The sequence below is a fragment of the Nakamurella antarctica genome, from assembly GCF_003860405.1.
Lineage (GTDB): Bacteria > Actinomycetota > Actinomycetes > Mycobacteriales > Nakamurellaceae > Nakamurella > Nakamurella antarctica.
On record NZ_CP034170.1, the window covers coordinates 2,079,943 to 2,103,933 of the forward strand.

Sequence of the window (23,991 nt, forward strand, 5' to 3'; positions counted from 1 at the left end):
CGCAGTGGCGACCTCACGAGCTACCGCACGTGCGAGGTGACGAATGGCGGTTTCACGATGCGGGCAACGAGTTTGCGCCCGCGAACATCCACCAATACGTCATCACCCTCACCCAGGCCGGCCGAAGTATCGATCAGCGCCAAGGCGATGCCTTGACCCAAAGTTGGCGAGTGGGTCCCGGAGGTTACCTCCCCGATGACGGTCCCATCGGAGGCCATAACTTGTTGGTGCGCGCGGGGTATGCCCCGATCCAACACCAGCAGACCCCATGCCAGCCGCGACGGGCCAGCCTCCTTCTCCGCGAGCAGAGCATCGCGCCCGAAGAACTCCTCCTTCTTCCAGCCGACGGCCCACCCGGATCGTGCCTGCACGGGCGAGATGTCAGCCGAAAGATCCTGCCCGTGCAGGGCGTACCCCATCTCGGTCCGCAGAGTGTCTCGGGCTCCAAGTCCTGCGGCTCGGCCGCCGATAGCATCGGCCTGGGCGAGCAGCGAATCCCACAGCGGCAGCGCAACATCCCAAGCGGGAAGTAGCTCGTAGCCGTGCTCGCCGGTGTACCCGGTTCGGCACACTCGCACTGGCAAACCTTGGAACTCGCTGTCGGCCCAAGCCATGTACTCCAGATCGGTGGGCAGGCCCACCGCTGCCAGCGTCGCGGCCGACTGCGGACCCTGAACTGCGATCACGCCGAAATCCCGGTGCTGATTCGTGACGGTGATACCGCTACCCTGGGCGGCCTCGGACAAAAGCTCAACCACCGCAGCGGTATTGGCGGCGTTCGGGACAAGGAATACTTCCTCATCGCTCACGTAATAGGCGATCAAATCGTCCACGACACCGCCGGAGTTGTTGCAGCACAGGGTGTATTGCGCCTGGCCCGGCCCAATCCGCGTGAGATCATTTGAGAAGCAACGGTTCACGAACTCCGCTGCCCCCAGACCGGTGATGCTGGCTTTACCGAGGTGGGAAACGTCAAAGATGCCGACCGAGTTTCGGACCGCCTGATGCTCGGCGACAACTCCTGAGTTGGCATAGGAAATCGGCATCTGCCAGCCACCAAACGGCGCCATCGTTGCGCCAAGAGCGAGGTGGGCAGAATGTAAGGGAGAAAGCAGCAACTCGTCTGCGGGAGTGGTCATAGAAGTACGGTAGCGAGAAGGTCAAGACCGGCGCCAGCTACCGTCTACTGCTATATCGGCCAGCATCGGAATCCGTCCGGCCTTTTTTAACGAAAGAGGAGCACCACCGCAATGAGCTCAGCAGCCCTGTCCGCCGCTAACCCGGTTACCGCCGCAGTCGAAGCCCTCGTGATCGGCCTCTATGCGAGCGATGATGGACCAATCGCCGCCGATCCAGCTCTCGGCGACCTGGCAGAGTTACTCGCCGTCGCAGGAGCCACGGGCCGTCCGGGCGAGACCACCGTGATCCCAGCTCCCGCCCACTACAAGGCGCTACGGATCGTGGGCGCCGGCCTGGGCCCGCAGTCCGACCTCACCCCGGAGCGGATCCGCAAAGCAGCCGGAGCAGCCTCCCGCGCACTTGCCGGTAACCGGAGCGTCGGCAGTTTGCTGTCGCGGCTCAACATCGGCGCAGCAGCCGAAGGGCATCTGCTGGGGGCGTACGTGTTTGACGCCTACAAAGAACCCAAGAAGCAGCCGGTCGAAAAGTTTGTGCTTTTCACCGAAGCCAATTCCGCAGCAAACAAGTCGATCCTGCGCAGGGCCGTCATCGGGGCGGAAGCCGTTGGCCTGGCCCGCGATCTGGTCAATACTGCCCCTAACGACCTGCCGCCAGCTGTCTTCGCCCAACGCGCCAACGCTGCTGCGACCGAAGCTGGGCTCAAGGTTGAAATCCTGGACGAGAAGGCTCTGGCCAAAGGTGGCTACGGCGGCATTCTCGGAGTCGGGGCGGGATCGTCGCGGCCACCACGCCTCGTTCGGATTACCTACACACCCACCCGATCCAAGGCCACGGTCGCGCTGATCGGGAAGGGCATCACATTCGACTCCGGCGGGCTATCCATCAAACCAGCCGCTGGCATGGACCATATGACGAGCGATATGTCAGGTGCAGCAGCCGTAGTCGCGACCGTCATCGCCGCAGCAGCCCTCAAGCTGCCGATCACTATCACCGCGACCGCGCCGCTGGCGGAGAATCTGCCCTCCGGCAGTTCTTACCGTCCCGGCGACGTACTCACCCACTTCGGCGGCAAGACGGTTCACGTGCTCAACACCGACGCCGAAGGGCGTCTGGTTCTTGCTGACGCCATTGTTCGAGCGGTCCAGGACAAGCCGGATTTCCTGATCGAGACCTCCACCCTGACGGGCGCTCAGGTGGTTGCTCTTGGAAACAGGACCATGGGAGTCATGGGTACAGAGGCGTTCCGAGACCGCATCGCACTGTTGGCAAGGGAGGTCGGCGAAGGTGGCTGGGCGATGCCGATGCCGGAGGAACTGCGCGAGGGGCTCGACTCGGCGATAGCCGATATCGCCAACGTCGCAGGCGACCGCGCAGGCGGCATGCTTGTCGCAGCGCACTATCTCAAGGAGTTTGTCCCCGAGGGCCTGACCTGGGCCCACTTGGACGTCGCCGGTCCCGCATTCAATACCTCAAAGCCGTATGGCTACACCGGCCAGGGTGGCACGGGAATCCCCGTACGCACCCTGTTGGCCGTGCTGGAGGACATTGCGGGGGCCTGACGCTGGCCCTCCCCCACCTCTCCCCCACCTCTCGCCGAGCGGTGGGCTATGACCTACATCTCGCCGAAATCGGCGCACCAGGGCACCGCTCGGCGAACGTTTGACGCAGCACGCCGTTAATCGCTGGATCGAGCCCTCTTGGCCAGCAGAGTTTGTCGACGTGAATAGTCGCGCATCCGCTGCGGGTACCCGACAACGGTCGCGTCGTAGATCGGGATCGAATGATGACGTGCAAACTGCTTCGCCTCATCCGGCGAACTAATCGGCCGCCGGGTGAACTCACCGTCGTGGCCGACCAGCATCATCGTGGATTCTGTCATCGAAGTTCTCGGCTCCACATACACTTCGACGCCGCGTCGCGAATTGACCCACTCATCAAGGTAGGCAGCGGTTTCTTCCCGTTCGTCGCTGGAGCTCGAGGGTGAGCCAATTTTCTTTTTACGACTGAACCAACCCATGCGAAGACCTTCCTGACCGCGGCACAGAGCCGCTGACCTGACCAACTGCCCTTGTTCGGGCCGCGGGAGTGCCTTGATCCTCTCCCATTGACGGGCCAGCGTAATTACGTTGATGGTGAACGATACGCAGTCACCAGACCCCGGGCGCTGGATAAACATGGCAAAGGTGCGAGAATAGGTGATGGAGTCTGGGACACGCGTGGCTGTCTCTACCGCAGCCCACCCTGCTCCCATGAGATCACTGAGGAGTCCCACCAGCAATGACCGAGAACAACTTTGACCTGGTCGTCCTAGGCGGAGGGTCCGGTGGCTACGCCGCCGCACTGCGCGCAGCCGAACTGGGCCAGAGCGTGGCGCTTATCGAGAAGAACAAGCTCGGCGGCACATGCTTGCACTGGGGCTGCATTCCGACCAAAGCGCTGCTGCACGCGGCCGAGGTAGCGGACAACGCCCGTGAAGGAGCGCAGTTCGGTGTTCAGTCAACCTTCTCCGGCATCGACATGGCTGGCTTGGCCAGTTACAAGGACGGCGTCGTCGCCCGCCTCTACAAAGGCCTGCAAGGTTTAGTGAAATCCCGCGGGATCACCGTCGTGGAAGGGGCGGGCACGTTCGCAGGCGGGACCACCGTCCGTGTCGGTGGCGATTCCTACACCGGCAAGAACGTCATCCTGGCTACCGGTTCCTACTCCCGCACGCTGCCGGGTCTCGAACTGGGCGGCCGCGTCATCAGCTCATACGAAGCACTCACATTGGACTACGTGCCCAAGAGCGTGATCGTTCTGGGCGGCGGGGTCATCGGCGTTGAGTTCGCATCTGTGTGGAAGTCCTTCGGTTCCGATGTCACGATCGTCGAGGGCCTACCGCGATTGGTCCCCGTTGAAGACGAGTGGGCCTCGAAGATCCTGGAGCGCGCCTTCCGTAAGCGCAAGATCAACTTCAAGGTGGGAGTCCGCTTTAGCGGCGTCACCCAGGACGATGCGGGAGTGACCGTCACCCTGGAGAACGGCGAGACCTTGCAGGCAGATCTGCTGTTGGTCGCCGTTGGTCGTGGCCCCATGACGGCGGGCTGCGGATTCGAAGAAGCGGGCGTGGCAATGGATCGCGGATTCGTGACCACCAACGAGCGCTTGGCCACCAACCTGCCGAACGTCTATGCGGTTGGCGACATCGTCGTTGGCTTGCAGCTCGCGCACCGCGGCTTCCAGCACGGCATCTTCGTCGCCGAAGAAATCGCTGGCTTGGCACCGCGGGTAATCACCGACGCCAACATCCCAAAGGTCACGTACTGCGATCCAGAAATCGCCTCCGTCGGGTCATCCGAGGCCAGCGCCAAGGAACTTCACGGAGCAGACAATATCGAGACTTTGGTCTACGACCTCGGCGGTAACGGGAAGTCACAGATTTTGAAGACCGCTGGCGGCATCAAAATTATTCGCCGCAAGGGCGGTGAGGTCTTAGGAATTCACATGGTCGGTGCACGGGTCGGCGAATTGGTCGGCGAGGCTCAGCTAGCCGTGAACTGGGAAGCATTCCCCGAGGATGTTGCACCCCTGATCCATGCTCACCCCACTCAAACCGAAGCGCTGGGTGAGGCGTTCTTAGCCTTGGCCGGCAAGCCTTTGCATGTCCATAACTGACCAGCCAGCACTCAAAACCCTCAAAAAATAGGAGACTCGCCGCATGTCCCAGTCCGTGCAAATGCCGGCCCTTGGCGAAAGCGTTACCGAAGGCACCATTACCCGTTGGTTGAAGAACGAGGGTGATCGCGTCGAGGTCGACGAGCCGCTGGTGGAGGTTTCAACCGACAAGGTTGATACCGAGATCCCCTCACCCTTTGCTGGCATCTTGGAAAAGATCGTGGTCCAGGTGGACGAGACCGCAGAGGTAGGCGCCGACTTGGCGATTATCGGCGACGGTTCTGGTGGCGGCTCCGCACCAGCAGCCGAGCCCGCGACCGAGGCAGAGGCTGAAGTCCCCTCCACCGACGCACCCGCACCCGGTGAAGATTCAGCTGCGCACGCGCCAGTACCGGCCGCTCCTGCTGATTCGGCGAATGAGTCTGCTGGCTCCGGCGCCTCGACTGACTCGCCTGATCAAGGATCCAGCACCTCTGTGACGTTGCCCGCCATGGGCGAGTCGGTGACCGAAGGTACCGTGACGCGGTGGCTCAAGTCCGTTGGTGATTCCGTCGCTGTGGATGAACCACTGGTCGAGGTCTCCACCGACAAGGTCGACACCGAGATTCCGTCGCCGGTTGCAGGGACCCTGCTCTCTATTACCGTCGCCGAGGACGAGACCGCCCAGGTGGGCGGCGAACTTGCCGTCATCGGTACCGCTGGCGGATCTGTTCCAGCGGAATCCGCTCCGAGCCCCGCCGCCACTCCTGCGCCGGTCGCTGCTCCCACTTCAGCGCCACTCGAAGCAGTAGCCGCACCCGCTGAGCCAGCACCCGCCGCACCTGATGCAGCCGCACCCGCTGCTGCACCCGCACCCGCTGCTGCGCCAGCACCCGCTGCTGCACCCGCGTGGCAGCCCCCGACACCGCCGGCGACTACCGGTTATGTCACCCCCGTCATTCGCAAGCTGGCAGCTGACCACGGCGTTGACTTGGGCGAAGTTACGGGCACCGGGGTAGGTGGCCGGATTCGGCGAGAGGACATCACTGCAGCCGCAGCCGCCAAGACTGCGGCCGCAGCAGCCGCGGCGCCGTCCGCCGTTGCACCCTCCGCGCCCGTCGCACCGGCTTCTGCTGCTGCAACGTCGTCTGCTCCCACCACACCCAGCGCCGAGGCTGCGGCACTTTCAGGTACTACGCAGAAGCTGCCGCGCATCCGCCAATCGATCGCCAAGAACATGCTGTTGGGGCTTCACACAGCCGCGCAGCTGACGACGGTGATCGAAGTGGACGTGACTCGCATTGCTGATCTGCGTTCCAAGGCCAAGAGCGGCTTCGAATCCCGCGAGAACGTCAAGCTTTCGTTCCTGCCATTCTTCGTGAAGTCCGCCATCGAGGGCTTGAAGCAGTTCCCAGTTCTCAACTCAACGATCACCGAGGACCTGAAGGAGATCACCTATCACGCGGGCGTCAACCTCGGCATCGCCGTGGACACCCCTCGCGGTCTGATCGTCCCCGTCATCAAAGAAGCTGGTGACCTCAACATTGCCGGCATCGCCCGCAAGATCGCTGATCTTGCTTCTCGTACTCGGGACAATAAAATCGGTCCTGACGAGCTATCCGGTGGCACATTCACCATCACGAATACGGGTTCCGTCGGCGCGTTGTTCGACACCCCCATCTTCGTTCCACCGCAGTCGGCGATCTTGGGAACCGGAGCCATCGTGCGTCGGCCCATGGTCATCAAGGATGCTGACGGCAACGAAGTCATCGCTATTCGGTCTATGTGCTACCTGGCGCTCTCCTACGATCACCGCAACATCGACGGCGCGGATGCCTCGCGATTCCTTGGCGCAATGAAGATTCGCCTCGAAGCGGGCGACTTCTCTGGAGATCTCGGGCTGTGACAAAGCGACTGGTGGCGGCAGGAGTCAGCGGATTCCTTGGACCCCGCGTGGTTGCTGCTGCCACCGCCCAGGGCTACGAGGTAACTACCCTTGTTCGCCGCGCAACTTCGGCGGCGAACGAGGTCCAGTGGAATCCTGACTCGGGCGAGCTACCCAAGGGAATCCTCGAAGGCGCCGACGCTGTGCTGAACCTGTGCGGCGTCGGCGTGGCCGATAAGCGCTGGAATGATGAGTACCGGAAGCTCATTACCTCCTCGCGGGTAAATCCGACCAAGCTGCTTGCTTCCCGGTGCATCGCAGAGGGCGTGCCATCTCTCATCAATGCAAGCGCGGTCGGATATTACGGTCCCCGCGGCAGCGAGATCATCGACGAAAAAGCCCTGGTGGGACGAACGTTTCTGGCGAAAGTCTGCAAAGACTGGGAAGAGGCTGCCGACATTGCTGCCGACGGCGGCGTTCGCGTGGTCAAACTTCGCACTGGGCTCGTCTTGGGCCCAGAGGGGGGTCTCATACCCAAACTACGGACGCTAACCAAGCTTTTCGTCAACGGACGGATCGGATCTGGGAAGCAGTACTGGCCGTGGATCTCGGTCGACGACTGGGTGGATGCCACGATGTTTTTGATTAATGGCACCTTCAGCGGACCGGCGAACCTCACCGGACCGCAACCTGTGACCAACGCGCAATTCACCAAAGAAATCGGCAAAATCCTGTCGCGTCCGACACCGTGGATCATTCCCGGTTTCGCCGTGCATGCCGTTTTGGGAGATTTTGCCGAGGAAGTCCTCACTGGGCAGCGCGCCATTCCCGCTGCCTTAGAAGATGCGGGTTTCACCTTCAGCCATGCCACAGTGCACGAGGCCCTTCGCGCCGAACTGAGCTAAACCGAATTCACCCCAATCGAACCACTTGGGGACGCTGGAAGCAGCAATAGACATCACAGTGCTTCCAACGGCCGCGATGTGAGCTGGCCCACAACGGTGGGAACCTACGATTCGTAGGGCTCATCCGGCGCTGGAATAGTTTCCAACGCGACCACTGTGGCGCTGGGAATATAGTTGTTTCCCTCGTCACCAGTGTCTTTGACTGCTCGGACAGTAGCGTTCACCCAAGTATTCGCTGGCACGGGTGAGTCGCCATCGACATGAACCCGCTGCGCGAAAGCGTCTGCGGCGCAACACGATATGCGCAGCCGCACCAGATCATATCCGCCCTCCTTGCAGGATGACGGCACGACGAACACCGTCACCCGAACATCTTCGTCGACTACCGAATACGACGAGTCGTACAAGGCCCGAGAGATAAAGTCCGCCATGGTGAGTTGCGGCGGTGAGCCGTCCGGCAGCGGCGGTGATGGGTCGGTCCGACGGCTGGGGTGGACGAGGCCGTCTCCGCCGTTATTGAGGCAAACAGTCGACCTTTCAACAGAATCCGCACCCAGCGCGGGTGGCGCCACCAGCAGTAGCACCAGCACCGGCGCCATAATCAGCCACGGAGCCTTGGACTTGCTGTGGTCATGCCCATGAGTGTCATGCCCGTGGCTGTCATGCCCGTGGGTCTTTTTTTCGCTCTGTTTGGCATGCTCTGCAGCTTTTGCCGCACGCACGTCGTCGCGAATCGTCATCAGCAAATTCAGGATCCCCACAACCACCAAGATGACGCCAGCTGTCAACAGCACGGGTCGGAAGCCTGGCTTCACGTACGAGGTAAAAATGCCGGACAGAGTGATGGAAATCAGCAACCCTCCCAACATCGTGGTCACAATCGACTGGGTTTCTTTATTCACCGATCCACCGATTCCTTGGCCACCTGCGCATTATCGCCATCCTCCGAAGAAGAGAAGGCCGACGCCCACTCCCGTCACCAACGCGACGATGAACGTCAAAGGCGCGAATCGGACCGCAAATTTGCGGCCAAAGGTTCCAGCTTGCAGCGCCACCAATTTGACGTCGACCGCGGGTCCCACTGTTAAAAACACCAGCTTGCCGATGAAGGGGATGGTGGTAAAAGCCGCGGCAACGAAGGCATCCGCCTCGGAGCACAGCGCGAGGATGAAGGCCAAGCACGCCATCAACACGATGGTCAGCACTATTGACGATCCGACATGCTCCATGAAACCTGCGGGGATCAAGACGTTGAAGGTGGCAGCGGCAGCGGCGCCGATCACGAGGAAGCCCGCCACTTGGGCGAAATCCCCGGCAACGGTCGACAGGAATATCCGCGATTTCGGCGTTCCGTCGTCGTCATCACGCAGATCTACCCGCGGCTTCATCCACTCCGGACGGCCTATCCGCTCCCAAATCCAGCCAACGATCACGGCAGTCAGAAGCCCTCCTACCAGCCGTGCCCACACCATTCGCGGCTCATTCTGAAACGCTACCGCCGTGGCCACCAGGACGATGGGGTTGATCGCGGGCGCCGAGAGCAGAAATGCCAAAGCGGCGCTGGTGCGCACCCCGCGATCCATCAACCTGTTCGCGATGGGGACCGACCCGCATTCGCAGCCGGGCAACGCGATGCCGCACATCCCCGCAATGGGCACTGCCAGTGCGGGATTGTCTGGAAGTAGCTTGGCGAACACCCGCGCGGGAACGAAAGCCGCAATGGCGCCGCTGACCACCACGCCCAAGACTAGGAACGGTGTCGCCTGCACGCAGACGGCAATAAATACGGTCGACCACGTCTGCATGCCTCCGTGATTGAGCAGCGACTTCAGCGGGCCGCGAAAGACGATGGCCAGAAACAGAATGGCTCCGAAGATTTCCAGCGAGCCGGGACGGTATTTCGACTGCGCGTCCGTAGGACTCTTCGACCCTGGGCTCTTCGATGCAGGGCTTACCGATGCCGGAGTCACCGCTGTGCGCCGCCAAATCTACGGTCGCGGTCGGCGTAGATCTGGCAGGCCCGCCACAGGTCGCGCCTGTCAAAATCCGGGAAAAGGGTATCGAGGAAAACCATCTCGGCGTACACGGACTGCCAGGGCAAAAAATTGCTGGTGCGCTGTTCCCCGGAAGAACGCAGGAAAAGGTCAACATCTGGCATATCCGGTTCGTCCAAGTGACGCGCGACCATGGCCTCGTCCACTTTGTGAGGATTGATCGTCCCGGCAGCAACGCCCAGCGCGATTTGTTTGACAGCGTCGGCGATTTCGGCGCGTCCGCCATAGTTCACACACATTGTCAAGGTCATCACCGTGTTGCCAGCGGTGAGTTCTTCGGCTGCCTCGAGCTCATTAATGACGCTTCGCCAGAGCCTGGGCCGACGGCCAGCCCACCTGACGCGGACTCCGCGGGCGTGCATACCGTCACGTCGGCGACGGATTACATCGCGGTTAAAGCCCATCAGGAACTTCACTTCCTCCGGCGAGCGCTTCCAATTTTCGGTGGAAAACGCGTACGCAGAGAGGTTTTTCACGCCTAACTCAATGCAACCCTCAACGACGTCGAACAATGCCGCCTCACCACGTTTGTGCCCTTCGGTGCGCGGCAGTCCGCGGGACTTTGCCCAACGCCCGTTGCCATCCATCACCAGGGCTACGTGCTTCGGCACGAACATTGCAGGAATCTGTGGGGCACACTCCCCTGACGGGTGCGGTACGGGTGGCTGTACCTGCGGTTTGCTCGCACCGTTCATCTCCGGCGTCACCGTACTTTTCCCCATCCGGAGCTGGCGCTTGTCGCATCGGTCAATTCAGCATCTTCCATTTGGTGTGTCGAGTCGTCAATCGCGAGTGGCACTCCAGCAGGAACAGGGTCTGTACTTTCGCGCTCGGCGGATTCAGCTCTCGCGCCGAATGCGTCGGCAAACCCTGTGTCAACCCTGGGCGCCGCGACGGTCCGTATCTGGTCCGGAAGCTCGGCGGGGGCACTACGTTCGACCATCGGCAGCGAGCGCAACCCCCGCTCCAAATGCCATTGCACCAGGGCTGCCACCAACCCCGAGGCTTCCCGCCGGTGCGTACTCTCTCCGGCCTCCGCTGTGGCCCAATCGCCCGTCGCGAGTGCCTGCATTAGCACCACCGACCCGGGCGCTGGGCGCATTACGGCCCCGGACCGGCAGCTCACACACAGTGCCCCGCCCGCTGCCACGTTGAAGGCGGAGTGTGGCCCCGGCGCCCCGCACTTCGCGCATTCACTCAAAGCGGGCGCCCAGCCGGCAAGCCCCATGGCGCGCAGCAGGAACGCGTCGAGAATCAAGGACGGGTCACGCTCGGTTTCAGCCAACGCACGAAGTGCCGACACCAGCAGTAGGTACAACTTGAGGCTGGGCTCACGCTCTTCGGCTGTCAGCCGTTCGCTCGTTTCCACCATGGCACTGGCGGTCGTGTAGCGCCCGTAATCGCTGGTCAATTTAGCGCCAAAGGAGTCGAGCGACTCTGCCTGGGTAACAATATCGAGGTTGCGCCCCGCGTACAGCTGGACGTCTACATGGCTGAATGGCTCAAGTCGAGCGCCAAATTTGCTTTTCGTGCGCCGGACCCCCTTGGCGACTGCACGCACACGGCCGGTGTGACGAGTGAGCAAGGTGACGATGCGGTCAGCCTCGCCAAGTTTGCCCACTCGGAGCACCACGGCGGTGTCGCGATACACGGTCACCGCTCCATGGTGCCACCCTCAGACGGCTCTAGCTCCCAGGCGGTGCCGCAGCACCGATGGGAAACAGGTGGGTGAAGCTGAGCCGACAGCACCCCCGCACGCGGGAGTGGAATGATGGAATCATGGCACGCAAAGCTCCGAAAGCAGATATTAACGAAGCAAACCTCGTGATCGGGCCCGTCCAGGACCACGCTGCCGGTCTCAAGGCAGTCGGTGTCGCGCTCAAGCGAGGTGTCGAAGAGTCCGGGGTCGTGCGAACTGCCAGATCGTTAGCCAGGCTGAATCACAGAGGCGGTTTCGACTGCCCCGGCTGCGCGTGGCCTGACCCCATGGGTGTCCGCCGACCTGCCGAGTTCTGCGAAAACGGCGCCAAAGCTGTCGCAGAGGAGGCAACCCTACGCACCGTCACACCACAATTTTTTGCCCAGCATTCCCTTGCCGATCTGGAAACGAAGACCGACTACTGGCTTGGACAACAGGGACGGCTCACGCACCCCATGGTGCTGCGCTCCGGGGGAACCCACTACGAACCCATCTCCTGGCATGACGCGTGTGAGTTGGTCGCAGAAAACCTCAACCGCATCAGTCCGGATCGAGCCGTGTTTTACACGTCTGGTCGCACCTCCAACGAGGCGGCATTTCTCTACCAATTATTTGCTCGCTCCTACGGCACCAACAACTTGCCCGACTGCTCCAATATGTGCCACGAATCATCCGGTTCCGCGTTGAGCGAGACCATTGGCATCGGCAAAGGGTCCGTCAGTCTGGAAGATATCCACCAAGCCGACCTCGTCTTGGTGGTGGGCCAAAACCCCGGAACAAACCATCCCCGGATGCTGACCGCTCTCACTGAAACCAAGTCCCATGGCGGCCACATCGTTGCCGTGAACCCACTCCCCGAGGCTGGGCTGATGAACTTCAGCGACCCGCAGACCCCTTCGGGGATCATCGGGCGCGGCGTGAAGATCGCAGACGATTTCCTACAGATCAAAATTGGTGGTGACCTTGCGCTATTCAAAGCACTTGGAACTCTCATTCTGCAGGCCGAGAAAGCCTCTCCGGGAACGGTTCTGGACCACGATTTCCTTACCCAGCACGTGAACGGTCTTGCCGAATACGCCCATGACGCCGAACAGCTCGACTGGGACGACGTCATCACCGCTACCGGGTTGAAACGAGAGGAAATCGAAGCGCTCGCGGCGCGAATGGTGAGCGCTAGCTCCATCATCGTCTGCTGGGCAATGGGATTAACGCAGCACAAACACTCGGTTCCTACGCTCCGCGAGATCATGAACGTCTTATTGCTACGAGGGATGATCGGGAAGCCGGGGGCGGGCGTCTGCCCGGTCCGAGGACATTCCAACGTCCAGGGCGATCGCACCATGGGAATTTGGGAGCAGATGCCAGAGAAGTTCCTCGCCGCACTCGACTCAGAGTTCGGCATCAGCTCGCCTCGCAAGCACGGCCTGGATACCGTGGATACGTTGCGCGGCATGGCTCATGGAAATGTTGATGTGTTCGTTTCGATGGGCGGAAACTTCGTCGCTGCTACCCCCGATACCGCAGCGACCGAGGTTGGGATGCGGAAAATCGGCCTCACCGTTCAGATCTCGACGAAACTCAACCGTTCCCATGTCGTCCACGGGCTCCAGGCATTGATCCTGCCGACGTTGGGACGCAGCGACAAGGACGACCAGCACACGAGTGGCGCTCAATTCGTCACCGTTGAGGATTCGATGTCGGCCGTCCATAGTTCGCGGGGCCGCCTCGCTCCGGTCTCGGACTGCTTGCTGGCCGAGCCCGTCATCATCACCCGACTCGCCCAGGCGGTGCTGGGTACCGACCACCCGGTGGATTGGGCGGCAATGGAGCAGGACTACGACCTGATCCGCGACCACATCGCCGCGGTAGTAACTGGTTTCGACGACTTCAATACAAGGGTCCGGGATAAGAACGGATTTGTCCTGCCGCACCCACCGCGAGATTCACGAAGCTTCAACACTGCCAGCGGCAAAGCCGAACTAGTGCTTAACGAGCTCAGCTGGCCGAAGGTGCCGGCGGGGAGATTGTTGCTGCAATCGCTTCGTTCTCACGATCAGTACAACACCACCATCTATGGCTTGGACGATCGCTATCGGGGCATCAAGGACGCCCGCAAAGTGATCATGATCAATCCCGACGATGTCGCGGAGTTAGGCCTTCGGGATCGGCAGTTGGTCAACATCATCAGTGAATGGCCGGATGGTAAGGGAGGCATGCAGGAGCGCTGGGCGAAAGATTTCCGGATCGTCGTCTACCCGACCTCCCGCGGCTCGGCGGCAGCTTATTATCCGGAGGCCAACGTACTCATTCCCACCGATTCGGTAGCCGATACGTCGAACACGCCCACCTCTAAATCCGTCGTCATCCGGGTTGAGGCAGCCTAGACAGTGCGCTGAAGCACGTTCGTCGCCGTGCACTAGGCTAGCCACTAGACAAGAGGGCCGGTCGAAAAGTGTCGTGGGGTCGACCGGAAGAACCCGTCAGTTTCTTCCTCGACGGATGCCGGTAGGTCCCCTAGATGAATCTCGCTCCGACAATCCGCAAAGCTGCTCCCGAAGACGCGGCCGCTTTTGCGGCCTGCCAGTACGTCTGCTGGCAGGAGGCTTACGGCGACCTATGGGACGCCGCAAGGTTTGCGGAAATAGACCAGCAGGCCCTTGCCCAGATTCGCCTCGAGCAGTTGGAAGCTGGCGACCTCGAGCATTACGTTGCCGAAGTCGGCGACGAAGTGGTGGGCATTGCTGTGTCTGGCGCGAGCCGCGACGAAGATAAGGCCACCGACCTAGAGCTGTACGCGATCTACGTCAGAGAAGCCATGTACGGCACCGGCATCGCAACCCTGTTGCTGAATGCTGCAACGGGTGAAGTTCCCGTGTCGCTGTGGGTTTACCGGGACAATCCCAGGGCCACGGCGTTTTACATCCGGCAGGGATTCATTCCCGATGGGGCAGAGCGGGTAGATCCGTCGGGCATCCTCGAACTTCGTTTCTGCCGGAAGTAACGCCCGCACCTGCCTCGACCGGGGAGTCACCCTCGTCCCGACTCCGCGGTAGAGATGCCTGCGGGGTGACGACGGCCGCAGGAGATGGCACTCTGGTGATATGAGACGTGGCACCACCCGTACCAAGATCGCCCGCTTCGCCGCGGGTGATTTCACCTACCGCGAAGACCAGGTGGCAGGCGAGGAGCCCCTCGAGATTCGCGTCGGCGGCAAGCAACTTTCCGTCACCATGCGCACGCCTGGGCATGACGTAGAGCTAGTCCATGGCTTCCTGCACGCCGAGGGAGTGATCGGCGGCCGCGAGGACATCCTCGTAGCTCGTTACTGCGACGGAGTAGACGATCAGGGTCGCAACACCTACAACGTGATCGACATTGCGCTGGCTGCCGGTCTCGCCGACCCCGTGCCGGATCGGTCCCGTGCCGTTGTCACCAGTTCCGCCTGCGGCGTCTGCGGTAGCGCGTCGATTGACAGCATCGCCCAGCGGTCCCGCTACTCCCCCGGCGGTCCGGCACGCCTCACGCCCGATGTGATCATGGCGCTCCCCGAGGCCTTGCGAGTGCACCAAAAGACCTTTGCCCGGACAGGCGGAATCCACGCCGCGGCCTTGGCGACCCAAGCCGGCTCACTTAGCTTGATCCGGGAGGATGTGGGGCGACACAATGCTGTCGATAAAGTTATCGGCGCCGCGTTGCTTTCGGATCAGCTACCACTCTCAGAGCACGCGCTGGTGGTTTCCTCGCGGGCCTCATTTGAACTGGTGCAGAAGGCGGTGCTTGCGGGCATCGGGACGCTGATCGCAGTCTCGGCCCCGTCCTCCCTGGCAGTCGAGTTGGCAACCGAGACTGAGATGACCTTAATCGGGTTCACCCGGCAGACCGGGTTCAACGTGTACACCGGCCATCACAGGGTGGTTGGCGCCGAAGCCTGACCGCCGCGCTGCTGCCACACCCCGAGAAGGGTCAGGCAGATTTTTCGCGAGGTTCCCGCTTCGCTTTGCGAGGGACAATCGTCGGATACACGTTCTCGCGCACGGTTTCGCCCGTCACTACAACCTTTTCGACGTCCTCACGTCCAGGCACGTCGTACATCACTGGTAGCAGAACTTCTTCCATGATGGCGCGCAGACCGCGAGCACCGGTACCCCGAAGGATGGCCTGGTCGGCGATCGCATCGAGCGAGTCCGGAGTGAACTCCAGAGCCACGCCATCCATTTCGAACAAACGCTTGTACTGTTTCGACAGGGCATCACGCGGTTCGGTTAGAATTTGCACGAGCGACTGCTTGTCCAGGCTCGTGACGGTCGCAATGACGGGAAGTCGACCGATAAATTCGGGAATCAGACCGAATTTGATCAGGTCTTCCGGCATCACCTCGGAGAACACGTCGGCATCTTCCATGTCGAGCTTCGAGCGCACTTCGGTGCCGAAGCCCATGCCGCGCTTTCCAACGCGGTCGCTGACAATTTTTTCGAGACCTGCGAAAGCCCCCGCGACAATGAAGAGGACATTGGAGGTATCGATCTGGATGAACTCTTGGTGCGGATGCTTGCGCCCGCCCTGCGGTGGTACCGACGCCTGGGTGCCTTCCAGGATCTTGAGCAGTGCCTGCTGGACGCCCTCACCGGAGACGTCCCGGGTAATCGACGGGTTCTCTGACTTACGTGCGATCTTGTCAACTTCGTCGATGTAGATGATCCCTGTCTCTGCCCGCTTCACGTCGTAGTCCGCTGCTTGAATCAGCTTCAGGAGAATATTTTCCACGTCCTCGCCGACGTAACCCGCTTCGGTGAGCGCCGTGGCATCAGCGATAGCGAACGGCACGTTCAGCATTTTCGCGAGGGTCTGCGCCAAGTAGGTTTTTCCGCAGCCCGTGGGGCCCAACATCAAAATATTGGACTTGGCAAGTTCAACGGCATCCGGGCCGCGATCGGGGCCAGCCTGGATGCGCTTGTAATGGTTGTAAACCGCGACGGCTAGTGCCTTCTTCGCTGGAGTCTGGCCAATCACGTACTGGTCAAGGAAATCGTTGATGGCAATCGGCTTCGGAAGCTCGTCGAGTTTGACCTCGGATGTTTCAGTGAGTTCCTCTTCGATGATCTCGTTGCAGAGATCGATGCATTCGTCACAGATGTACACGCCGGGGCCGGCAATCAGTTTCCGAACTTGCTTTTGGCTCTTCCCGCAGAACGAGCACTTCAGCAGATCGCCGCCGTCACCGATGCGTGCCATGTGCCCTCATACTCCTCAGGTTCTTCCAGCGCGGTGGCACTGAAATGTGGTGCCAGCGCCTAGCGCTGGAAGCTGTCCGTCTCGGATCGTGCCGTCATCTATCTCAGACGCAGGCAGCGTCCGCTCGCCAACCTGCTCAAACGCTACCCGGTTCCGTGCCCGACGGAGCGGCTTTGCACCGATACCGACACGCCTATTTCTCCACTCCCACTGTATCCAGTACTTCGCTCGCGCGTTCGGCTGCAGCCAGGGCCACATGTGTACTGCTCACACAAGCGGCCGGTTCCCAGTAAGGGGAACCGGCCGGCTTAAGCACATCTCACGCGCTGAATCAGGAAGGAATCATCTTCCGGTATTCCAAAACCTGGTCGATCAAGCCATATTCCTTGGCCTCCGCCGCGGTCAGAATCTTGTCGCGCTCGATGTCCTGACGAACTTCTTCCGGACTCTTGCTGGAGTGGTGCGACAGGATGTTTTCAAGCGTCGTCCGCATCCGCTGGATCTCGTTGGCTTGGATCTCCAAATCGGACACCTGACCGTAGACGCCCTCCGTGGCTGGCTGATGGATAAGGATCCGAGAGTTGGGCAGTGCCAATCGCTTTCCCGGGGTACCAGCTGCCAGCAGCACCGCTGCGGCCGAGGCTGCTTGCCCGAGGCAGACGGTCTGGATCGGCGGTCGGACAAACTGCATGGTGTCGTAAATCGCTGTCATCGACGTGAACGAGCCACCAGGCGAGTTGATGTACATCGTGATTTCGCGGTCCGGATCGTTGGATTCCAACGTCAGAAGCTGGGCCATCACGTCATTGGCTGAAGCGTCATCGATTTGCACGCCGAGGAAAATGATGCGCTCCTCGAACAGCTTGTTATAAGGGTTGGATTCCTTCACGCCATAGCTCGTCCGCTCCACGAAGGAAGGCAGGATGTAGCGCGACGACGGGGCGTGTGAGGAATCGCTTGGGTAAGCGGAACCACCGGGCTGAAAAGAGTTCATGGTGTTTTCTCCCTCTCACTTAACCGGGCTCTGGGAGGCCTTGGTGATGACCTTGTCGATGAACCCGTACTCCAGCGCCTCTGCGGCGGTGAACCACCGGTCGCGGTCGGAATCGAGAGTAATTTTCTCCACAGTTTGCCCCGTGTGGGACGCGATGATCTCGGCCATTTCCTTCTTGGTCCGGTTCAACATGTCGGCTTGGATTTTAATATCCGAGGATGTCCCACCGACTCCAGCCGACGGCTGATGCATCAGGATCCGAGCGTGTGGCAGTGCCGCACGCTTACCGGGCGTGCCGGCCGAGAGTAGGAATTGTCCCATCGAAGCAGCTAGCCCCATCGCGATGGTGGCAACGTCAGGCTCGATGAACTGCATGGTGTCGAAGATGGCCATCCCCGCTGTCACCGACCCGCCTGGCGAGTTGATGTACAGGGTGATGTCTTTTTCGCCGTCTTCTGCGGCTAACAGCAGCAGCTGAGCCGTGATTTCATTGGCGTTGGTATCCCGCACTTCTGAGCCGAGCAAGATGATCCGCTCGCGCAGCAGTCGTTCGGAAACCGAGTCAGTCAGCGACATGCCGGGTGTCCCGCGCATGATGGCAGGCAAAATTTCGGGTGCGACAGCCTCGATGGCTGCCAGGGGGTGACGGTGGCTCACTGACTTCTCCTTGGTCGGATCGTCTTTTCTACGATTAGCCCTCCGGCGTGCAGATGCAGCTAGGAAATCTGCGTCTTTCACGGGAGGTCTTGTATTGACAGTAACCACGACGGGCGGACAAAGGTGCCCGTCTCGGCGCTCTGTTCGCTGTCGGCGTGAAGCTGGCCGCACCACCAGGGAGCGGCCAGCTTCACGGTCTAAGCGTCGCTGCTCGGCAGATCAGGCCTTGTCGGCTTCTTCAGATGCTTCAGGCACCGAACCTTCAGCTGCTTCGTCAACCACATCCCCGGCAACGGGCTCCGCCTCGTCTTCCACCGGCTCAAAACCAAAGAGAGAGGCGACGTCAAGTTTGTTCCCTGACGCGTCGGTGACGGACGCGTGCTGCACTGCGTTGGCCAGAGCTTTACCCCGGCGGACATCGGCGAACACTGATCCGAGCTGGTTCTGCTCCTGCAAGCGCTTGAAGTACTCGTCCGGGCTCATCCCGTAGCGCTGCGCGCTGAACAGGATCCGCTCGGTGAACTCCTCCTGAGAGACGCCCACCTCGTCCTTCTCGGCCATGGCGTCGAGCAGTAACTGGGTCTGGATAGCTTCGTTGGCCACTGCCCTCAGCTCGATCTCGTGCTCTTCCTTCGTCTTTCCCTGCTCCTCGAGCCAGACGTTGAAGGCGCCTTCGTCGTGTCCGAGCGAGTGCAGCACATCGTGTTCGCGCGAGTCGTACTCTGCCTTTGCGACGGCTTCGGGTACGGGGATCTCCACCGCTGCGAGCAATGCTGCGAGAACCTTGTCCCTGGCCTGTGCACCCTGGGCCTGGTTCTTGACCCTGCGGATTTTCTCGACTAGGTCGTCACGCATTTCGGCGACGGTATCGAATTGCGACGCTTCGGCGGCGAACTCGTCGTCGATGGTAGGAAGCACCCGCTCTTTGACGGTGTTGACGGTCACCGTCACGTCGGCGTCTCCGCCCGCGTGCTCGCCAGCCACCAATTTGGTGACAAACGTGGTGGACTCTCCAGCGGAAAGGCCCAGGACGGCGTCGTCGATGCCGTCAACCAAGTCGCCGGATCCGACGCGATAGGTCAGATCATCGGCAGTGGCGTCTTCCAGGTCTTCGCCGTCGATGCTGGCGCGAAGGTCCACTGTGATGACGTCACCGTCGGCAGCTGCCCGCTCGACCACGGTGATGGTCGCGAAGCGGTCACGCAGGGCTTCGATCTGCTCGTCAATGTCGGCGTCGGTGACCTCGACATCATCGACCGTGACAGCGATCCCGGACGAATCCGGCAGGGTGATTTCGGGGCGAATATCTACTTCGGCCGTGAAGTGAAACTCGTCGTTGTCTTCAATTTTGGTGATTTCGATGTCGGGCTGACCCAACGGCGTGATGTCGTTTTCGGCCAACGCCTGGTTGTACTTGTCCGGAAGCGCATCGTTCACCACCTCCGACAAGATGGCGCCACGACCCACACGCGCATCGATGATCTTCGCCGGCACCTTGCCCGGACGGAATCCAGGAACCCGGACCTGGCCAGCCAACGTTTTATAAGCTTTGGCAAAATTCGGTCCGAGCTCGTCGAACGGAACCTCAACGGTGAGCTTCACCCGGGTGGGGTTCAAATGCTCGACAGTGCTCTTCACAGGAAATGCTCCTCGGTCGGGAAGTTGCGGATGCACAAGGGCGGCGCTTTACAGCGCAAATGCCCTGCCGAGTCTAGGGGACGGCTGGACGCGCCCCTAATGCGAGAAGGTTCGAACATGCGCTGGGGGTGTCACCGAGAGCGCGACCTACTCCGTGACAATCCTGATTTCTTTCTGAACCTGCTTCTGTACCCGCTCCAGCTCCGTGGCTACCCACGTAGCGACGGCGCCTCTGGCCTCGTCGCCTTCCTGCTCGTTGATGCGCTTCCAGATCATCTCTTCGAACTCGTAGAAGCCAGCGACCAGGGCGTCCTGCGATCCGACGACCTCGGCGACCAATTCCTCAGTTACCTGGTCGGGCTGGGTCTCACTCATGGCTCTCCAATGGTTACGGCTTTCGATGAACGGAACTGTGGTGGTGCGACGCACGCTGGTGGGAGGGTGGTTGTGGCCCAGCGCGCCACAGGAACATGAGCCTAAGCCTGCCATTGCACGCAAAGATCCTCGGTAACGGTTCGCCTACTAAACTTCGACGTCCGCGGACCGCGAGCCGATGGGCCACGCAAGGTCGACGATTCTTGGGACATCATTGAGTGCAAGATTGCCGGTCCCGGCGACATAGGTCCAGTAACCGCGAACCGCAGGGACACCCTGCGTGGCTCGTGCACGCGATTGATGACCTAAGAGGGGGCCCAGTGCCGGATGAGAACGAGGACTGGTTCAACAACCTGTTCCAGGCCCATTCCGAGGCGGTGTTTCGCTACTTCGTCCGGCGCGCGCCCGTCGACGATGCGCAAGATCTGACAGCTGACGTCTTCGTCATCGCTTGGCGCCGCCGCAACGACGTTCCGGCAGATTCAGAGCTGCCGTGGCTTTACAAAACCGCTGGCTATTTACTTGCTAATTATCGGCGAAAAGGTCGGGCGATACCGCTGTCCCCTTTCACCGATTCCGACTTCGCTGACGTGAGTGCGGAAACCAGCACGGTGCATTGGTCTGATAACTCGACTCAGGTAGACGAAATAGCCGAGGTACTCCAAGCTTTATCAGCAAAGGATCGACAGATTTTACTGCTGAGTGCGTGGGAAGGGTTGTCTGGCAACGAGATTGCTGGAGTGCTTGGCATCTCTCGCTCTGGCGCCGACGCAGCATTATCTCGGGCTCGCGCTCGGCTGCGATCGGCTTGGGCCGTCGTCGACGCGCACTGAATACGCCATTTGGTCATCGCTTTTGCACGCAAGAAATGATGCGCCCGTGACACATACCGGGTAGAACGCCACACTGACTCCTCACGCAAGGTTGGAACACCATGAGCGACACCATTGGTCCGGAGAATTCCCACCACGACAGCGCCGGCTTTGACGGGGCCGATCCCGCCTTCGACCGTGTGGTGCAAGCAGACCCCGCGTCCGGAGTGCGGCCCGATCTGGGCGCGATCCGCGCCGCGGTCCTTCGGGCAACGTCGGTTGAGCAGGCCCCTGTCGGTCCCCCCTCCCATCCCGAACATGTTGCTTCCGTTACCTCTATCCGACGGGCACCGACTACCCGTTGGCTTCAGGTGGCAGCGGCTACCGCAGCCGTGCTTGCGGTGGGCCTGGGCGGCTATGCGATCGGTTCCAAGCAGGTTCCGACCCAGCAGGCCGCCGCAGCAGCGGCTACAACCGCACCGTCGGTAGCAATGAGCAGACCGGGAGTTGAAGGCGGGGCTGCCCCGGCGGCGGCCCCGGTGAGGCCCGGGAGTCCTGGCGGCGAAATGCTCGGGAGTCCCCAGGCGCGATCAGCGGGCTCGGGTGGTTTCGCCGCCAGCGGCGCCGACGGCAAAATGTCATCGATGCCCGGCTACTTCGGCCGAACAGTCTTCACGCAGAACGGTCTGTCCACCGAGGGCGCCACGGCGGCGGCCTATGGCTTCGATCCGGCAGCGGTGGCGACCTCGGCCACGGTAGCTGCGCTGGCAGCAAAGTTGGGCGTGACCGGAGAACCTCGGCTCGAATTTAACTCCTGGACAGTCGGGGCATCGGACGGCACTGGGCCTGTTGTCTCTTTGTCAGTCGATGGGGTTGCCAATTTCAACTACTACAACCCGCAGGTGGACGCCTGGTATTGCCCGCAAGCCATCGCCCCCAGTGATGCTGGATCCAGTTCTGAACCCGGCCCCGACACCACCCCGGGGCCGCTGACCGATGTAGCGCCGTCCTGCGCACAGCGCGATGTCGGAAGCGCTCCCACCGGCGACGAAGCCATTGCCAGGTTCACAGAACTACTCACAACCGTCGGCGTCGATCCGGCCACCCTCGAGTTCGAGGCAAGCCCAGCCGACCCGTCAAACCCCGGCTACTCCTACGTTTCGGGATATGCGCTCCTTGACGGGGCTCGAAACGGAATCAGCTGGTCCATCGGATTCTCCGGACCGGAAATCTCCTCGTTGTACGGATCTTTGGCTCCCTTGGTGAGCGCCGGGAACTACCCCGTCATTAGTCCAGCAGATGCCGTAGCGCGGCTCGGTGATCCCCGATTTGGCGCGGCCAACGTGATGTACGCTGCCGAAACGGTGCGATCTGATGCCCCTGTCCCAGCCACTGTCCCAGCCCTGGCTCCACCCGCGGACGGCGTTGCCCCCGCGGCGCCCACACCCGGCGCGCCGATCGCGTGGCCGGTCACCACTGTCACCATCACTGGCGCCACCCTCGGATTGGCGCTGCAGTACTTAGACTCCGGCGCCTCCCTGCTAATTCCCACCTACACGCTGACGGACGGAACCGGGGCGACCTGGTCGGTGATCGCGGTCGCTGATTCCGCACTCAATTTCGGCTAGGCCTGTCTGCCTGGGTCCTAAAAGCTTTTGCCGGGCAGTTATTGTCGGCGATCCCACACCGTGGGGGCGAACCGCAAGGTTCTCCCCCACGGTTTTTGTCACCCTCGCGATTTTCTATCAGGGATTGCAGCGCGGACACCAGAGCGGTTCTGCGAACGAGGATGGCCTGGCTAGTTTCTGCCTATGTGCACACGCCGGACAGGTGTAAATATCCTGTAATGCGAGGTCGGTCGGTGTGCCGCAATCGGAGCAAGGCAGACCCAGATCGGTGCCGGTCCGGCCAAACCCGGGACTTGCACACATCGGGCACAGGCTGCTCAGCCGCTGGGCCACAGCGAGGCCGAGCTGGGTGAGAACTGCTTGCCTGGTGGGGTTGTGGTGGGCTCGAAGATCTGGTTCCACGAGTGCGCGCCCATCAACAGAAGACTGGAATGACGCCGCAAGCGCGGAGCGGAGGGCACGTTCTGTCGTGATGCCCTTGACGATATCGCTGGCTTCACCCCCAACCGCTGGCCGGCAGATCAGACCCTGAGCCGGGAATCCCCACTCGGCAAGTGCTGACTCAATTTCGGTGAAATCGCTTACACAGCAGGCAGTTCCGGGAGTAATGAGCGACCGGCTGCCTTCAATAATTTCCAGTCCACGCTCTCCATCTATGAAGAGCAATATCTCCTCGTGGCCGGAGATGCCGATACCTGGGAGTGGCCCGTAACTTGCTTCGCTCGCCAATCCGTAAGGCAGTCCCGTTGCCCGCATCCCGAGCTGAGCCTTCGCTCGCGCCGCCGCCAACGGCGTCAGAGTGCGCCTGACATCACCGGCAAAAGTTCCGAACTGGTCGGTATCCACCGCATCCGTTGCCACGACAAGGGCGCCAAGAATGTCGGCAAACGCCGCCCGGACGTGATCTGCCTTGCCATGCAAGCTGGCGAATGCGACGGCTGCGTTGCGGTAGGGGTTCACCTCGTGCGGTTGTGTCACGACTGCGCGGCGTCAGGTACTTCGACATTTGGCTGCAGCAACGTCAGGATGTCTCCGATACGGTGCGCGTTTTCTACCGGATGACGCAGGGGCATGTCCAGGCACACCCGATACCGGTTGCGACGACCATCCCGCGCCCGCTCGAGGTAGCCAGATTCCACGAGATCAGCGACGATGCGCTGCGCAGCCCGCTCCGTCACCCCCACTCGCTCCGCAACATCGCGCAGCCGAATCTCGGGATCCCGGGCGATGCAAAAGAACGCATGCCCGTGATTGGTGAAGAAGGTCCAGTCGCTCATTTCCCCACTATACAAGACGTGACTTTTCTAACACGTCATTCAATAGGTGTTATAAATGTCAT

General features: G+C 61.2%; 21 protein-coding genes and 1 pseudogene. 9 read left to right on the plus strand and 13 right to left on the minus strand.

The features are described from left to right. Positions 1-20: 20 nt before the first annotated feature. Positions 21-1,139 (minus strand): glycine cleavage system aminomethyltransferase GcvT, encoded by a 1,119-nt coding sequence (gcvT, locus tag EH165_RS09105; RefSeq protein ID WP_124799180.1) that lies wholly within the window; start codon positions 1,137-1,139, stop codon positions 21-23. Between the two features lie 111 nt (positions 1,140-1,250). On the opposite strand from gcvT, the gene EH165_RS09110 reads away from it, so the two are divergent. Continuing rightward, positions 1,251-2,699, plus strand: coding sequence for a leucyl aminopeptidase (locus EH165_RS09110; protein WP_124799181.1), 1,449 nt, complete (start codon positions 1,251-1,253; stop codon positions 2,697-2,699). A 116-nt stretch (positions 2,700-2,815) separates the two neighbouring features. Here the strand turns inward: EH165_RS09110 and EH165_RS15800 are convergent, their stop codons facing one another. Continuing rightward, complete coding sequence (locus EH165_RS15800) at positions 2,816-3,391, minus strand: hypothetical protein (protein WP_206425880.1); 576 nt, start codon at positions 3,389-3,391, stop codon at positions 2,816-2,818. A 26-nt stretch (positions 3,392-3,417) separates the two neighbouring features. Here EH165_RS15800 and lpdA point away from each other — a divergent pair, with 26 nt between their 5' ends. Genes lpdA through EH165_RS09130 form a run of 3 tightly spaced genes read left to right on the plus strand, consistent with a single transcriptional unit; the run spans position 3,418 to position 7,563 of the window. Beyond that, entirely contained in the window at positions 3,418-4,794 is a 1,377-nt protein-coding gene (gene lpdA / locus EH165_RS09120; RefSeq protein WP_124799182.1) for a dihydrolipoyl dehydrogenase, read from the plus strand. A 43-nt stretch (positions 4,795-4,837) separates the two neighbouring features. Next, positions 4,838-6,679 (plus strand): 2-oxoglutarate dehydrogenase, E2 component, dihydrolipoamide succinyltransferase, encoded by a 1,842-nt coding sequence (sucB, locus tag EH165_RS09125; protein ID WP_124799183.1) that lies wholly within the window; start codon positions 4,838-4,840, stop codon positions 6,677-6,679. Continuing rightward, a complete protein-coding gene (locus EH165_RS09130; protein WP_124799184.1) occupies positions 6,676-7,563 on the plus strand; it encodes a TIGR01777 family oxidoreductase in 888 nt (295 codons plus the stop codon). Before sucB ends, EH165_RS09130 begins: the two co-directional genes overlap by 4 nt. A 104-nt stretch (positions 7,564-7,667) precedes the next feature. On the opposite strand, the gene EH165_RS09135 is transcribed toward EH165_RS09130, so the two are convergent. From EH165_RS09135 to recO, 4 genes and pseudogenes are all read right to left on the minus strand, one after another. Then, the gene (locus tag EH165_RS09135; protein WP_124799185.1) at positions 7,668-8,465 is read right to left on the minus strand and encodes a TIGR03943 family putative permease subunit; all 798 of its coding nucleotides are present in this window, start codon (positions 8,463-8,465) and stop codon (positions 7,668-7,670) included. Between the two features lie 30 nt (positions 8,466-8,495). Further along, positions 8,496-9,533 carry a permease gene (locus EH165_RS09140; RefSeq protein ID WP_206425881.1) on the minus strand — a complete coding sequence of 346 codons (1,038 nt, stop codon included), beginning with the start codon at positions 9,531-9,533 and terminating at the stop codon, positions 8,496-8,498. Continuing rightward, the gene (locus EH165_RS09145; RefSeq protein WP_124799186.1) at positions 9,530-10,339 is read right to left on the minus strand and encodes an isoprenyl transferase; all 810 of its coding nucleotides are present in this window, start codon (positions 10,337-10,339) and stop codon (positions 9,530-9,532) included. Before EH165_RS09145 ends, EH165_RS09140 begins: the two co-directional genes overlap by 4 nt. A gap of 164 nt (positions 10,340-10,503) precedes the next feature. Then, positions 10,504-11,274 (minus strand): annotated as a pseudogene (gene recO, locus EH165_RS09150) (DNA repair protein RecO); the annotation flags it as partial. A 122-nt stretch (positions 11,275-11,396) separates the two neighbouring features. Between recO and EH165_RS09155 the strand changes: the two are divergent. The 3 genes from EH165_RS09155 (at position 11,397) to fdhD (ending at position 15,248) form a co-directional block, all read left to right on the plus strand. Next, the gene (locus EH165_RS09155) at positions 11,397-13,700 is read left to right on the plus strand and encodes an FdhF/YdeP family oxidoreductase (RefSeq protein WP_124799188.1); all 2,304 of its coding nucleotides are present in this window, start codon (positions 11,397-11,399) and stop codon (positions 13,698-13,700) included. Between the two features lie 134 nt (positions 13,701-13,834). Further along, positions 13,835-14,317 (plus strand): GNAT family N-acetyltransferase, encoded by a 483-nt coding sequence (locus tag EH165_RS09160; protein ID WP_124799189.1) that lies wholly within the window; start codon positions 13,835-13,837, stop codon positions 14,315-14,317. A 100-nt stretch (positions 14,318-14,417) separates the two neighbouring features. After that, positions 14,418-15,248: a formate dehydrogenase accessory sulfurtransferase FdhD gene (fdhD, locus tag EH165_RS09165; protein WP_124799190.1), complete on the plus strand. Its 831-nt coding sequence runs from the start codon at positions 14,418-14,420 to the stop codon at positions 15,246-15,248. A 31-nt stretch (positions 15,249-15,279) separates the two neighbouring features. On the opposite strand, the gene clpX is transcribed toward fdhD, so the two are convergent. The 5 genes from clpX to EH165_RS09190 form a co-directional block, all read right to left on the minus strand. Further along, a complete protein-coding gene (gene clpX / locus EH165_RS09170; RefSeq protein WP_124799191.1) occupies positions 15,280-16,548 on the minus strand; it encodes an ATP-dependent Clp protease ATP-binding subunit ClpX in 1,269 nt (422 codons plus the stop codon). Positions 16,549-16,879: 331 nt separating this feature from the next. Then, a complete protein-coding gene (locus EH165_RS09175; RefSeq protein WP_124799192.1) occupies positions 16,880-17,542 on the minus strand; it encodes an ATP-dependent Clp protease proteolytic subunit in 663 nt (220 codons plus the stop codon). A gap of 15 nt (positions 17,543-17,557) precedes the next feature. Further along, the gene (locus tag EH165_RS09180) at positions 17,558-18,139 is read right to left on the minus strand and encodes a ClpP family protease (protein ID WP_124800428.1); all 582 of its coding nucleotides are present in this window, start codon (positions 18,137-18,139) and stop codon (positions 17,558-17,560) included. A 279-nt stretch (positions 18,140-18,418) separates the two neighbouring features. Beyond that, on the minus strand, positions 18,419-19,837 hold the full coding sequence (tig, locus tag EH165_RS09185) for a trigger factor (RefSeq protein WP_124799193.1): 1,419 nt from the start codon (positions 19,835-19,837) through the stop codon (positions 18,419-18,421). A 147-nt stretch (positions 19,838-19,984) separates the two neighbouring features. Further along, entirely contained in the window at positions 19,985-20,212 is a 228-nt protein-coding gene (locus EH165_RS09190) for a hypothetical protein (protein WP_124799194.1), read from the minus strand. 320 nt (positions 20,213-20,532) lie between these two features. On the opposite strand from EH165_RS09190, the gene EH165_RS09195 reads away from it, so the two are divergent. Further along, on the plus strand, positions 20,533-21,045 hold the full coding sequence (locus EH165_RS09195; RefSeq protein ID WP_124799195.1) for an RNA polymerase sigma factor: 513 nt from the start codon (positions 20,533-20,535) through the stop codon (positions 21,043-21,045). 101 nt (positions 21,046-21,146) lie between these two features. Further along, on the plus strand, positions 21,147-22,652 hold the full coding sequence (locus EH165_RS09200) for a hypothetical protein (RefSeq protein WP_124799196.1): 1,506 nt from the start codon (positions 21,147-21,149) through the stop codon (positions 22,650-22,652). Positions 22,653-22,769: 117 nt separating this feature from the next. Here EH165_RS09200 and EH165_RS09205 read toward each other — a convergent pair whose 3' ends face one another. Both EH165_RS09205 and EH165_RS09210 read right to left on the minus strand, forming a co-directional pair. Next, a complete protein-coding gene (locus EH165_RS09205; protein ID WP_124799197.1) occupies positions 22,770-23,630 on the minus strand; it encodes a DUF6671 family protein in 861 nt (286 codons plus the stop codon). Then, positions 23,627-23,929 (minus strand): helix-turn-helix transcriptional regulator, encoded by a 303-nt coding sequence (locus EH165_RS09210; RefSeq protein ID WP_124799198.1) that lies wholly within the window; start codon positions 23,927-23,929, stop codon positions 23,627-23,629. The genes EH165_RS09205 and EH165_RS09210 overlap by 4 nt, the downstream gene beginning before the upstream one ends. Positions 23,930-23,991 lie beyond the last annotated feature (62 nt).